Origin of the sequence: Aliterella atlantica CENA595, from assembly GCF_000952155.1 — a bacterium.
GTDB lineage: Bacteria > Cyanobacteriota > Cyanobacteriia > Cyanobacteriales > Chroococcidiopsidaceae > Aliterella > Aliterella atlantica.
The window spans coordinates 18,406-31,439 of the sequence record NZ_JYON01000001.1; the positions used below are offsets into that span (position 1 = coordinate 18,406).

Below are 13,034 nucleotides of genomic sequence, written 5' to 3' on the forward strand. Positions count from 1 at the left end.
ATCTATTTAGGGCGAGTAACAGGTATATCGCGGAATACAGCTTTCGAGGCTCCATCAGAATGGTAAGATATTTCGAGTGCTGCAAATTGTGTTACTTTTCCTGGGAGTTCAAAGCTAACACTTGCTTTTACAGGAATACCAGTAAGAAGAACGGTTTTGGCACGAATTGAACTTTGATCCTTACCAATTTGGGCTATTTGAGCAGCGTATTCATTGCCAGAAAAATCAAAACTGCGAGACCCAGATCTAGCGAATATAGTTACACTTCTATCTTTCTCAGCTAGATTAGTAACTAAAAGGGAACAAGTGACATTTTTACCAGTTCTTTGACAGCCTTGAAGTTGAAATTTAAAACTATTGTCTTCAACAACAGATGCTTGCCCTTGTGGCTTTTTTTGCTGTGGTGTCTGTGCTAGTGTTGCAGGAGAACCAGAAGTGATCTCAGTTGTAGCTATTCCAAAAATCAAACTAGATACAGTAGTCACCAGGACAAATCTTTTACCACTATGCATACAATACATCTTGTTTTCGCTACCTCACACCAAAACATACTCAACTGTATCAGAGAACTACAACAGCAGCCAAACGAATTTTGGATTCAACTGTAATTGGTATAATTCAACCCAATTGATATTAATTAAGTTGCAAAGATTTAATCGTCTTTTCTGCTGTATTTAAATACCGATCGTATTTATCTGCTTCTGCTTCATAAATAATTGAATACACTTTAAAATTTTTGAGCGTCCAAATCTCCATCCTTTTTAATTTATCTCCGTCATCAACAACTGTATAAACTACGCTGTACGCTCTTCTTCTTGCCAACGTTGAGATAGTTTCACTAATAAATTTGACATCTTTTTGCTGACTTATTTGTTGCTTTGACAACTTTGTATATTCATCCAATGACAAAGGAGATGATAAGTTTTCAACAGTGATAATCAGCTTTTCCTGAAATTTGTCTGAACTATCTTCTAGAGGTGAGATAAATTCAACTATTTCGTTAGTTACTATACTTGATATTTCTTGTTTGTCCCACGTTTGGGGGTATTGAATTGTAATTCCATAAGCCCTATTTTCATACTCAGCAAAATTAATTGCGCTTTCTTTTACTAGCAGGTTCTTTAAACCAAATAAAACAGCAATTAATCCAACCGAAAAACTTATAAATAAAACAGCTTTTTTATAACTTGGCGAACGTTTTTTTTGTGGTGAAATAGATTGAGCAGCGAACCTCGATTGTTTAGTGTCGTTAAGGGATGCGATCGCCTCTAACGCCTCCACTGCTGAAGGGTAACGCTGATTGAAGTGATAGCTTACCATTCGATCTATAATACTTGCTAGACTGGGGCTAACTTGTACGCGATCGCGCCAAATGAGTTCTAGATTATTATCTTTAAGCAGTTGGCTTGGGTAAATTCCAGTAAGTGCTTGAATTGCGATCGCTCCTACTGCGTAAACATCGCTGCTCAATCGTGGATGTCCGCTAGATTGTTCGCTAGGCATATATCCAGGAGTACCAATAATAGTAGCTTTAGTTTGCCCCTGCTCGTTAGTTGTCAAACTTTGAATTTCTTTAACTGCGCCAAAGTCAATCAAAAACAACTTGCCATCTTGCCTGCGTCGAATGATATTTTTGGGGTTAAGATCGCGGTGAATGATATTCTTCTGATGGACAAACGCTAATACCTCTAAAATGTCTTGCAGAAGTTTAATAACTTCAGCTTCACTCAACTGTTTACCTGGACTAAGTTCTGTCTTACTGAGGTCTTCTCCCTCAATATAATCTTCAACTAAATAGAATTCTCCATTTTCCTCAAAGTAAGCATACAACTGAGGGATTTGCTCGTGCTTTAAGCGATACAACAATTCAGCTTCTTGTTTAAATAATCGTCTGGCGACGTTCAACGTCCTTGGGTCAGGATTTTTTGGTTGCAAATGCTTGACAACGCGCTGTGGCGAACCTGGTAAATCTTCATCTAAAGATAGGTAAGTGTTACCAAATCCGCCGCTAGCTAGCTTTTGAATAATTTTGTAGCGTCCCCGGAGCTTTTTTCCAATCAATTCATCTGTCATCGGGTAGACTGAATTTCTGCTAATTCTACAAACTTGCAATCTATGATGTAGATTTTGGCACAAAATTAGCGCGTTGCTCAAGCTAGCAATAATAGCATTCGAGCTTATATTTTTATTAAATTAGCGATCGAACTAGCGACTGGCAAATACTAGCACAATAGATATAAGCTGAATAAGGAGAATCATGACGCAACAAAATCGCTCTCGATGGGATGCTGGTAGATTTATCCAAACCCTTGCTTATTTTGACATTATTCCATTTTTTAGCTGGCTGCAAAAGTTAATCCCAGGTAACGCCAAGGATAATGAAAGCAGTCTATCTAGAGGTAAAAGCGTGGGAGTAGTATTAGTAGCTGGGGCGACTGGCGGTGTTGGTAAGCGAGTAGTACAGCGCTTGCTTGAACGCGGCTACAAAGTGCGTAGTTTGGTAAGAGACAAAGATAAAGCCCAAGCAATTCTTGGTAACAATACAGAATTATTTGTCGGCGACATAACCAAACAAGCAACCTTAACGCCCGAACTAATGGCAAATGTTCAAGCCGTCATTTGTTGTACAGCCGTTAGAGTACAGCCAAAAGAGGGAGATACACCAGATAGGGCTAAATATAATCAAGGCATAAAATTTTATGAGCCAGAAGTTGTCGGCGATACTCCAGAAAATGTTGAGTATAACGGAGTAAAAAATCTCGTCCAAGCTGCTGTCAACTATTTACAGCCAGTTACAGAACAACTCTTATTTGATTTTTGGCAACCGTCCAACGACTTAAAAAATACCTGGGGCGCAGTAGATGATGTTGTTATGGGCGGTGTCAGCGAAAGCGAAATTAGATTGATAGACGGTGCGGCTTTATTTACAGGTAATGTCTCTACGCAAAATTCTGGCGGTTTTGTATCCGTTAGAACCAAAAATCTGACTCCGCTGTTGGATTTATCTAAATATGAAGGAGTAGAATTGCGCGTTAAGGGAGATGGCAATAGATATAAGTTTCTTTTGCGTACAGAGTCAAAATGGGATGGTGTTGCTTACTCTTATTCCTTTGATACTATTAGCAATACTTGGATAAGCGTACGTATTCCCTTCAGCCAAATGGTTCCAGTCTTTCGGGCAAAGACTCTGAAAACAGGAGAGGAGATTGATAGCAAAAATATCTGCTCCTTGCAATTGATGCTAAGTAAATTTGAATACGATGGCGAATTAAATCCCAACTTTACGCCTGGAGGCTTTGCGCTGCAAGTTGAATCTATTAAAGCTTGTGGAGGTGAGATATTGCCTCAATTTGTCTTAGTTAGTTCTGCTGGAGTAACGCGCCCAAATCGTCCTGGTATTAACCTAGAAGAAGAACCGCCAGCCGTAAGAATGAACGAGCGATTAGGTGGTATTTTGACGTGGAAACTGCGCGGGGAAGATAGTTTGAGAGCGAGTGGAAAACCTTATACAATTATTAGACCATGCGCTTTAACTGAAGAAATTGGCGTACAGCAACTAATATTTGAGCAAGGGGATAATATCAGAGGAAAAGTCAGCCGCGACTCTATAGCTGAATTATGCATTCAAGCTTTAGCACAACCAAAAGCTTGTAACGTTACTTTTGAAGTCAAAGCAGAAGAAAGTAGCAATATTGATAATAATTGGGAAAATTTATTTGCATCTTTGCATCCAGACAAATGAGGAAAGTTTTACTATTTTGTTTGACGGTAATAGTTGCGATCGCATTTTGGTCTACTTTCCATCCAGTAGCTACCGCCCAAGACTCGCGCATTAGCGCTTTAGAGGTAGATATTAATGGGCTAGAATCGCGGTTAAATCGTTTAGAGTCTCAAATTAGTCAAATTACTAGAACTCCCTACCCAGGAGCGCCAGCAAGCCCATCTCCACCCAGAAATAATCGACGCATTCAGCCCCAATTAAGTCAGGCAGAAATGTTTGATCGCTTGGCAACTTTAGTAATTGAAACCAAAGATCAAGTCAATAAATTGCAAGCTCGTGTAGCTAAGTTAGAAGCACAAAGAAAGTAGAATTAACATGGAAAAATACGAAGGCGGTTGTCACTGTGGCGCAGTACGTTTTCAGGTAGTTGTAGATAAGCATAAAGCCGACGAATGCAACTGCTCAATTTGCCTGAAAAAAGGATTTTTACACTTAATAGTGCCAAAAGAAAAATTTACCTTATTGCAAGGCGCAGATGTATTAACTACCTATACATTCAATACAGGCGTTGCCAAACATACGTTTTGCCGAATTTGTGGTATTCATAGTTTTTACACGCCGCGATCGCATCCTAATGGTTTTAGCATCAACGTCCGCTGTCTTGATGGCGACGAGCCAATATCCCGTTTTGAGATAGTGCCTTTCGATGGCGCAAATTGGGAGCAAAATATCCACAAACTGCATGGCGAAGAAAGTACGGCGAACACGCCAACTGACTAGAGATAGAACTTTATACTAGAAGAAAGAGTAATTTCGCTTGAGGGAAGAGCAATGGCTCCAAATCCCGCTATTATGCAGGCGGTAGAACAATTAGGGTATCGCGTTACTGTAGGTGATGTTGCTACCCAAGCAGGCTTCAATGTCAATTTAGCTGGGCAAGGGCTGCTAGCGCTGGCGACAGATGTGGGCGGACATATGCAAGTAGCCGACTCAGGGGAAATTGTTTATCTATTTCCCAAAAACTTGCGGGCGATTTTACGCAATAAGTTTTTGCGATTGCGGTTGCAAGCCTGGTGGAAGAAAGTCTGGCGAGTTTTGTTTTACCTGATTCGGCTTTCCTTCGGAGTTTTACTACTTGCGTCAATTGCGCTGATATTTATCACCATCTTTATTATCATTACAGCGGCGAATCAAAGTAGTAGCGACAATAATAGAGATAGCGATTATGGTGGTGGTGGCTTTTTCATGCCCTACTTCTGGATTGGTCCCAATTGGTATGGGGTATTCTCTCCAGACTACGATAGACGATACCAAGAACACCGCCAAGAAGATAGTCAGTTAAATTTCTTTGAAGCCATCTTTTCATTTTTATTTGGTGACGGTAATCCCAATGCGGACTTAGAAGAACGCCGCCAAAAACAAATCGCCGCAGTAATTCGCAACCATCAAGGTGCAGTAGTAGCAGAACAAATTGCTCCTTATTTAGATGATATTGGTACGGGATATGCAAAAGAATACGAAGACTATATGCTACCCGTCCTAACTAAGTTCAACGGGCAACCACAAGTTAGCCCAGAAGGGGATATTGTTTACGTATTTCCAGATTTGCAAACTACTGCATCTCGAAGACGGGCTTTACCTGTACCACCTTATTTGCAAGAACTTCCGCAGCGTTTTAGCGAGGCAAGTTCGGGTCAACTTGTCATGAGTGCGGGGCTAGGCGTACTGAATTTAGTAGGCGCGTTATTTCTGGGCGGTTTATTGGCAGATGGAACTGTAGCAGTTGGAGGTATTGTTGGTTTTGCCCAGGCAATATACTGGCTACTACTGGGCTATGGAACTGCCTTTTTAGGCGTACCTTTAGTACGTTACTTCTTTTTGAAATGGCGTAATGCCAAGATTAGCGATCGCAATGCCAAACGTCAAGAACATTCGCTGCTACTAGCGGATGCGGCTGTCAAGAATAAAATCAACTATGCAAAGCAATTTGCCGCCCAAAATGTTATTAGCAAAGACGATTTAATCTACACGACCGAAACCGATATGCTAGACCAAGAAATCGAAAATTCAGCCCAAATTGATGCCGAATGGCAGCGCAGGTTACGGGAATCAGGAAACCAATGAATGCGTGTAGAGACGTTGCAATTTTGCGTGTAGAGACGTTGCAATTTTGCGTGTAGAGACGTTGCAGTGCAACGTCTCTACATAAATGGCGACATTGCATACAGCAGATTATTTTGTTTTAATCGTCGTCAATTTAGTACCGCGATAATAATGCCCCAAAATCTGCTTGTAGTTAATGCCCCGCCCAGCCAACTTATAAGCGCCCCACTGACTCATACCTAAACCATGACCCCAACCACGCCCATCAAAGCGCAAGCCTGTAGGTTCAGCAGTAATAGTAAAGCGCGTACTTCTTAAGCCCAAAGCATTGCGTACTGCTTGCCCTTTTAACTCCCGCGTACCGCGATCGCCTACAAATTTCATGCTCTTAATGCTACCGTATGCGCTAAGGGTTGGGGTAATAGAAACTACATTACCCACTCCAGAAATTTTTTGACTTAATTCTTCGCCTGTAAAGCTTTTCGCCCACTGACATTGAGATACATCAGCGTCGTAATCTTGCACTCCACGCAGGTAAGGTAAGGTTTCTGACCATACATCCTCAACATTTTCTGTATGTCCGCCAGAGCAAGCATGGAATACTGACAGAATCAGCCGATTATTATAAGTTAACACCTGCCCATTAGTTGCCTTTACCGCTGCTTGAGTGCTATTAGATTCGCTAACTAAACCTTTATAAACTTGGGAAGCTTGAGTATTGCTAACATCATAAAGAGCGTTGCGTTCGTTTTCCCGTTTATAGATAGCATAAGTCCGAGCGGCAACAGCCTGAGCCTTCAGTGCTTCTATGTGCCATCTGCTACTCATTTCACTACCTATGACACTGTAGAGATATTGTTCGAGATCGACATTATTAATTGCTGTAAGTCCTTTATCGGTAGGAACTACCAAAGTCGAACCCCGATACCAGCGATCGCCTATATATACATAACCATTACCAGAAGGCAAGATTCTGACTGCACCAGAGCGCATTGTCTCCAATACTACACCTCCTTCACTCGGTACGGCATAAAAGGCATTCATCGCTGCAATTTGTCCGAGTTTGCGTCCTGAAATATCTTGAACTACAGCCGTTGTCGAACTACCGACTTTTAGCTGGCTTGCACCCTTTTCAATTGCAACTCGCAGTTTTACAGCAGCTTGCGCCGGAGTAACCAGCGCCAACCATAGCAATAGTGTCAGCAACCAGTGACGTTTTGTTAGTTGGGCGATCGCATAAGCTAGTAACAAGCGGCAGTTCATTTAGGCTTTTCTCCAGTCAGAGGTGTAAATAAGTGTAAAGTAGCAGTCTTCAAATAAATTACTATAAGCTAATTAACCAGTTATTGGCAGTCAAAAACCTACAGTTGTCTACTAAACAACTTAAAACTCAAACTTCGTTTTCAAAACTATTACCAAGTGCAGATTACATTTTTAGGAACAAGTTCTGGCGTACCTACTCGTTCGCGCAATGTTTCCAGCGTGGCGTTGCGTTTACCCCAACGCGGCGAGTTGTGGTTATTTGACTGTGGAGAAGGAACTCAGCATCAAGTTCTGCGTAGCGAGTTAAAAATCGGTCAGCTTACCCGCATATTTATTACTCATTTGCATGGCGACCACATTTTCGGGCTGATGGGACTTTTAGCTACTTGTGGGTTAGCGGGAAATACAACTAGAGTTGATATTTATGGTCCCCCCAACTTAGAAGACTATTTGCAAGGTTGTCGGCGTTATTCCCATACTCATTTTTCTTATCCAGTACAAGTCCATGTAGTGCAGCCAGGAGTCGTTTATGAAGACGATGAATTTATCGTAAGCTGCGATCGCTTGCACCATCGCGTGACTACATTTGGCTACCGAATCGCCGAAAAAGACCGTTCAGGGCGCTTTGATATCGAAAAAGCCAAATCCCTCGCTATTCCCCCTGGCAGAGTTTACGGGCAGCTAAAACGCGGGGAAACAGTCACTTTACTAGACGGGCGACAAATTGATGGCAAAGATTTGTGCGGACCAACAGAAGTAGGGAGAAAGATTGCTTACTGTACTGATACTGTTTATTGTGAAAATGCTGTATCTCTAGCCCAAGATGCTGACGTACTAATTCACGAAGCAACATTTGCCCACCAAGATGCCGAACTCGCGTTCCAGCGCTTGCACTCTACTTCTACAATGGCAGCGCAAACAGCATTAGCAGCCGAGGCAAAGCAGTTAATTATGACTCACTTTAGCCCGCGCTACGCACCAGGAAACCCGATAGAATTCAAAGATTTATTATCAGAAGCCCGCGCCATTTTTCCCAATACACAAATGGCTTATGACTTTTTCAGTTACGAAGTACCGAGAAGAAGAGATTTGTAACTACTTAAAGTCTCTATTTTGGACGCGATCGCGGATATTAGTCAATTGTGACTGATTATTGACAGGCGATCGCGGTTTGGGCAAATCTAAGTTGGGCCAATTGGTAAGATCGTTGCAAGTACAATCTAAAGAGGAAACCCCGATATCTATCATTGGTACGGGCATACTACAACGAGCACAAGGAGTTATATCCCATTTACCTGTAAGCAGTTCGCCAATAGTTTCATTCGTACCTTGCAAGTAGCTATTTCCAGCAGCCGATGAGATGATTTGTTGCCAGCAATCCTCAAATGCTTGACTGTAGCTTTCGCCCTGCATTACAGGTTGAGGCAATACACCTTGATTGCCACCAATTATTACTTTTTTCCCTAGGAGAAACCAGTAAGCAAGATACTTTTTTACTTGTTGTTCAGATGCCATTTTTCAAATTGTCTCGTTGAATGCAAGCACTGAAAACTTGCGAATCGAGCTCAGCTATATGGTAGCGTTTTCTAGATATTTGCTGCTAAAGCGATCGCTATAATTGCAGAATAGCCCACTTGCATTTTTCTTTTTCCCGTACGGTGATGCCTTTTTGGGAAGAAGGATTCATCCTTTAAAGATCCCAGAGATTGGGGGTGGAATCCTTCCACCCCCAATCTCTCCTTCACAATGTCGCCGCGCCCCCACACCCCAACTAAACTATGTCTGAAGAACTGCAACACATTATCCCCATACCTGCGGCGCAAATTCGAGATACGTTTGCTGCGTACCAAACTACTAGCCAATTTTACCAAGAAGTGCGATCGCGTCACGCCCTCAATACTTACTGTGCGTGGTACTACGATACAGCCAAACGCCACCGCCAAGAATTACAGCAGATGCGCGGGGAGCTTAATATTTTAAGTTGGTTTCGCGGTGGGAAAAAACGCTAAGATACCAGTTCTAGTTCATTTTCCCGCAAATGGGCTTTAAATTTTTTACTAAACTGGACGTATATCGGCAGATTAGCACTGACTGGTCTACCGTGCCATTCGGTTACAATGGCGATAACTTCTCCTTCTGAGCTTTTGAGGTCAAAAGCTTGACTGCGATGCTCTGGGTGATGGTAAACAATTATTGATTCTTTAACACGAACTTTATCGCCAACTTTCATAAACCTGTAACCTAGTAGTTCTCCAACCTGCCCAAAGGCAAGTCTTTATTCAAAGTGCTAATTAAACAATCTTTCTATTCTTGCATAAAGGGTGTCTTATATTGGCACAACTTTCTAGCTAGTAGCTATAGATAAAGAAATAATTAAATTTTGCTCGTATATGATTGGCGATCGCTATCCTCACTCCCAGCAAATATTACAATTCAAGCATCTAAGGTTAGAATATATTGGTTTAAATCAACTGGCAATTTTCTAAGAGCGATCGAGAACAATTGAGTTAGCAGTTACTTTTACTACTGATTTAAATCGCCAATAGCCCCAAATATCAAAATGTTTGTCAATCCTACATTGGTGTGGCTAATAGCAGGAGCAGGTCTTTGTTTAGCAGAACTGTTTTTGCCTACAGCTTTTGTTGCTTTTATGATGGGCATTAGTGCATTTTTAGTGGCGCTAGTATCGTTGCTTATTCCTAATTTGAGCTTGCAGGTTGTCTTGTGGTTAGTTTTTTCTACAAGTTTGGTATTATTATCGCGGCGATTTTTACCAAAAGCCAAAAAAGGCAACAAAATTAGAGATGCAATAATAGCAGAGACTTTAACTGAGATTGTTGCTGGTAAGGAAGGACGAGTAATTTATGAAGGAAATTCGTGGCGGGCGCGATGCGAAGATGTTAGTTGTGCGATCGCACCTCATCAAAAAGTTTATGTAGTAAGGAGAGAAGGAACTACGTTAATTGTTGTCCCAGAAAACTTATTGCATTCTTAGTTTGAGGATAAAAAAATGGAACAATTATTTTTATTAGTATTTTTAGCTTTAGGTGGTTCGGCGCTAGCAGGTACAGTTAAAGTAGTCAATCAAGGAAATGAAGCTTTAGTAGAAAGATTGGGGAGTTATAACAAAAAATTAGTACCAGGATTAAATTTTGTTGCGCCATTTGTCGATAGAGTTGTGTACCGCGAAACAATTAGAGAAAAAGTTTTAGATATTCCGCCGCAGCAATGTATTACCCGCGATAACGTATCAATTACTGTAGATGCGGTAGTTTATTGGCGGATTGTCGATATGGAGAAAGCCTACTACAAAGTAGAAAATCTTAAATCGGCGATGGTGAATTTGGTATTGACGCAGATTCGGGCGGAAATGGGACAGTTAGAATTGGACGAGACATTTACAGCGCGATCGCAAATTAACGAAATTCTCTTGCGGGATTTAGATATTGCGACCGATCCTTGGGGCGTAAAAGTGACGAGGGTAGAACTGCGCGATTTGATTCCATCTAAAGCCGTACAAGAATCGATGGAATTGCAGATGTCAGCAGAAAGACGCAAACGGGCATCGATTTTGACTTCAGAAGGCGATCGCGAATCAGCCGTCAACAGCGCTAGAGGTAAAGCAGAAGCACAACTATTAGACGCTGAAGCTAGGCAAAAAGCAACAATATTGCAAGCAGAGGCGCAACAAAAAACAATTATTCTTCAAGCCCAAGCCGAACGCCAACAGCAAGTATTAAAGGCGCAAGCTACCGCAGAAGCCCTGCAAATAGTCGCCAAAACCTTGCAAACCGATGCTCACGCCCGCGAAGCGTTGCAATTTCTCATCGCCCAACACTATTTAGAAATGGGGACAAAAATTGGCAGCAGCGACAGTAGTAAAGTGATGTTTATAGACCCGCGCAGCATTCCAGCGACATTAGAAGGAATGCGTAGTATTGTCTCTAATGGGGTAGAAGTGAAGTCAGAAAACGGCTTGCAGCAATCTTAGCTCGCAGATAAGGTTATGTTACGTTAGTAGAAATATACTAACGTAAATAATCTTTATACATAAATTGTAAAATCCCGTACTTATACTGCACTCATTTTTGATTCCTGCGAGGCAATCTAGTTGCTATACAGCAGTGTTAGGAGTCAGAACAATGCGATCGCACCTTAAAATTCAAATGTCCAAATTCTAATGAATTTGGACATTTGCTTTACTATTTGCTCTTACAAATATCCATAACAGACCCGCTTGGGCATTTTTATCGAGCGTAGATAGTTGTTTGCAACAGCCTCAATGTGCAGGTGCGATCGCCTCAGAGCTAGCGCCAGTAATTGCTACTCCCACAGCACAAGCAGGTGGCACGGTAGTAATTAGTGCAACTACAGCCGCCGGAGCGACCGCTACTTCACAAGCTGTTGCTGGAGTCACCGTTGTAGGCGACGTTCGTTTAGCTGGCATTGCTGCTTATCATATATGGCAATCGTTACAGAATGGACAAGCTCAAGAAAGAGCTAGGCAAAGGTATTGTGAAGCTTATCCAACTGATGAGGTTTGTGCACCTTATACTGGCGGACAATCTCCAGGAGTTTCGTATTGGGCTGTAGCTACTGCTGTAAGCTCTTGGAACTGCCAGATGTTACAGAGTTCTTATGGTTTTCAGCTTGAATATTGTGATGATAGTAGCGGCTATGCCTCTTTTTACGATCTAGCTCATAGAGTAGGCGCTGGAATCACAGATTTAAAGGGACCAGTTCAATTTCTGGGTTTTAGGCAGGCTTTAGACCAATTTAATCAAGGCTGTTGGTTCATGGATGTGCTAACAGCAGATGGATATCGTAGTGAGAGACAAGTCTGCAATTATGGACCTTGGTTTCCTCCTCCTGGCAAGATGAAGTTGGCTGGGATGTTGAGAATGGATGGACAACCTGATACTGGAGGTAATCCACCTTCTTTACCTTGGCAGGATTGGTCGCCCGAAAAGCGTAGTATCGCGGTGACAACACTCAAAGAAACTGATTGGCAAGAGTTTATTAAATCAATGCCCGAAGGCGGCAGATTAGCTCCAGGCGATAGGCTTGATGCTCCTACAATTGTCTTACCAGGACTGCCTCTTGATGACCCAACAACACCAGAAGACGATCGCCTAACCAAAAAGATTCCTGGATCTTGGACTGTTCCTAGTCCTTACCCTGACTTAGACCCAAATCCATCGCCATCTCCTTCCCCATCACCTAGTCCATTACCCTATCCGTTTCCTAGCCCTACACCCTCACCAAGTCCATCCCCTTCTCCAACTCCCTCACCTTCACCAACACCTAGCCCTTCGCCTACACCCCCTCCTCCTTCAAACAATACCGACCCACCGCCCGCGCCTAATACGCCTCCACCAGACGAACCACCGCCACCAGCAGAAAATTCTGCGCCTGCACCCTTAACTCAAGACTCTGTAGTTATAGATACTCAAATAGCGATCGCCTTGAATAAAGCAGCTATAGGGCAAAATTTAGATAACGGACAGCAAAGTGCCTTTAATTGGGTTAAGCAACAACAATCTAATGGCGCAGACATCCGTGTAAACGACATTGTGGAAACAGAAATACAAAATTATGTATCACCCTATGAAAAAGTACCTACTACCGCCGAGCGGAGTAGCCCAGAGTACCAAAAATTAGTTCAAGAATTAGAACAAAATGGTGTAGGGAACAAACCCCCCAAAGGTGTAAACGATCGGAATATTGTTGCGGATGTTTTCTTTGCAGAGACCGAACCAGGAGTTATACCAACTTTAGCCACTCAAGACAAAGGTATATATAACAAGCTCGCACCCATAGCAGGCATAAATCCAAGCAAGATAAAAGGTCAAGAAGGAATACCAGGAGCATACCCCAAAGGCTTTAGAGTCACATTGCAAGGTAAAACTATTCGTGTGATTGTCCCACCTAAATGATTATTCGTTGA

The 13,034-nt window shown here is 42.2% G+C and carries 14 protein-coding genes; 9 read left to right on the plus strand and 5 right to left on the minus strand.

The window, feature by feature from the left end; translation table 11 throughout:
* Positions 1-2: 2 nt before the first annotated feature.
* Together UH38_RS00105 and UH38_RS00110 are read right to left on the minus strand one after the other, a co-directional pair.
* Entirely contained in the window at positions 3-512 is a 510-nt protein-coding gene (locus UH38_RS00105) for a hypothetical protein (RefSeq protein ID WP_045052585.1), read from the minus strand.
* A gap of 121 nt (positions 513-633) precedes the next feature.
* Positions 634-2,073, minus strand: a complete 1,440-nt coding sequence (locus UH38_RS00110) for a serine/threonine-protein kinase (protein ID WP_200892221.1) — start codon at positions 2,071-2,073, stop codon at positions 634-636.
* Positions 2,074-2,257: 184 nt separating this feature from the next.
* Here UH38_RS00110 and UH38_RS00115 point away from each other — a divergent pair, with 184 nt between their 5' ends.
* From UH38_RS00115 to UH38_RS00130, 4 genes are read left to right on the plus strand one after another with little or no spacing between them, the layout of a single operon-like run.
* Positions 2,258-3,742, plus strand: a complete 1,485-nt coding sequence (locus UH38_RS00115; protein ID WP_045052586.1) for a CIA30 family protein — start codon at positions 2,258-2,260, stop codon at positions 3,740-3,742.
* Entirely contained in the window at positions 3,739-4,089 is a 351-nt protein-coding gene (locus UH38_RS00120) for a hypothetical protein (protein WP_045052587.1), read from the plus strand. The genes UH38_RS00115 and UH38_RS00120 overlap by 4 nt, the downstream gene beginning before the upstream one ends.
* Before the next feature lie 7 nt (positions 4,090-4,096).
* On the plus strand, positions 4,097-4,501 hold the full coding sequence (locus UH38_RS00125; RefSeq protein ID WP_045052588.1) for a GFA family protein: 405 nt from the start codon (positions 4,097-4,099) through the stop codon (positions 4,499-4,501).
* 51 nt (positions 4,502-4,552) lie between these two features.
* The gene (locus tag UH38_RS00130) at positions 4,553-5,845 is read left to right on the plus strand and encodes a hypothetical protein (RefSeq protein ID WP_045052589.1); all 1,293 of its coding nucleotides are present in this window, start codon (positions 4,553-4,555) and stop codon (positions 5,843-5,845) included.
* A 108-nt stretch (positions 5,846-5,953) separates the two neighbouring features.
* Here the strand turns inward: UH38_RS00130 and UH38_RS00135 are convergent, their stop codons facing one another.
* Positions 5,954-7,087 (minus strand): SpoIID/LytB domain-containing protein, encoded by a 1,134-nt coding sequence (locus UH38_RS00135; protein WP_045052590.1) that lies wholly within the window; start codon positions 7,085-7,087, stop codon positions 5,954-5,956.
* Positions 7,088-7,243: 156 nt separating this feature from the next.
* On the opposite strand from UH38_RS00135, the gene UH38_RS00140 reads away from it, so the two are divergent.
* Positions 7,244-8,182, plus strand: a complete 939-nt coding sequence (locus UH38_RS00140) for a ribonuclease Z (protein WP_045052591.1) — start codon at positions 7,244-7,246, stop codon at positions 8,180-8,182.
* Here UH38_RS00140 and UH38_RS00145 read toward each other — a convergent pair whose 3' ends face one another.
* Positions 8,183-8,602, minus strand: a complete 420-nt coding sequence (locus UH38_RS00145; RefSeq protein ID WP_045052592.1) for a hypothetical protein — start codon at positions 8,600-8,602, stop codon at positions 8,183-8,185.
* A gap of 263 nt (positions 8,603-8,865) precedes the next feature.
* Here UH38_RS00145 and UH38_RS00155 point away from each other — a divergent pair, with 263 nt between their 5' ends.
* On the plus strand, positions 8,866-9,096 hold the full coding sequence (locus UH38_RS00155; RefSeq protein WP_045052594.1) for a hypothetical protein: 231 nt from the start codon (positions 8,866-8,868) through the stop codon (positions 9,094-9,096).
* On the opposite strand, the gene UH38_RS00160 is transcribed toward UH38_RS00155, so the two are convergent.
* Positions 9,093-9,317 carry a ferredoxin-thioredoxin reductase variable chain gene (locus tag UH38_RS00160; protein ID WP_045052595.1) on the minus strand — a complete coding sequence of 75 codons (225 nt, stop codon included), beginning with the start codon at positions 9,315-9,317 and terminating at the stop codon, positions 9,093-9,095. The genes UH38_RS00155 and UH38_RS00160 overlap by 4 nt on opposite strands.
* Before the next feature lie 330 nt (positions 9,318-9,647).
* Here UH38_RS00160 and UH38_RS00165 point away from each other — a divergent pair, with 330 nt between their 5' ends.
* The 3 genes from UH38_RS00165 to UH38_RS26580 all read left to right on the plus strand — a co-directional run bounded on the left by UH38_RS00165 (position 9,648) and on the right by UH38_RS26580 (position 13,023).
* Positions 9,648-10,082 (plus strand): NfeD family protein, encoded by a 435-nt coding sequence (locus UH38_RS00165; protein WP_045052596.1) that lies wholly within the window; start codon positions 9,648-9,650, stop codon positions 10,080-10,082.
* A gap of 15 nt (positions 10,083-10,097) precedes the next feature.
* The gene (locus UH38_RS00170) at positions 10,098-11,078 is read left to right on the plus strand and encodes an SPFH domain-containing protein (protein ID WP_045052597.1); all 981 of its coding nucleotides are present in this window, start codon (positions 10,098-10,100) and stop codon (positions 11,076-11,078) included.
* Positions 11,079-11,355: 277 nt separating this feature from the next.
* Complete coding sequence (locus tag UH38_RS26580; protein WP_052672197.1) at positions 11,356-13,023, plus strand: hypothetical protein; 1,668 nt, start codon at positions 11,356-11,358, stop codon at positions 13,021-13,023.
* The last annotated feature ends 11 nt before the right edge of the window (positions 13,024-13,034 follow it).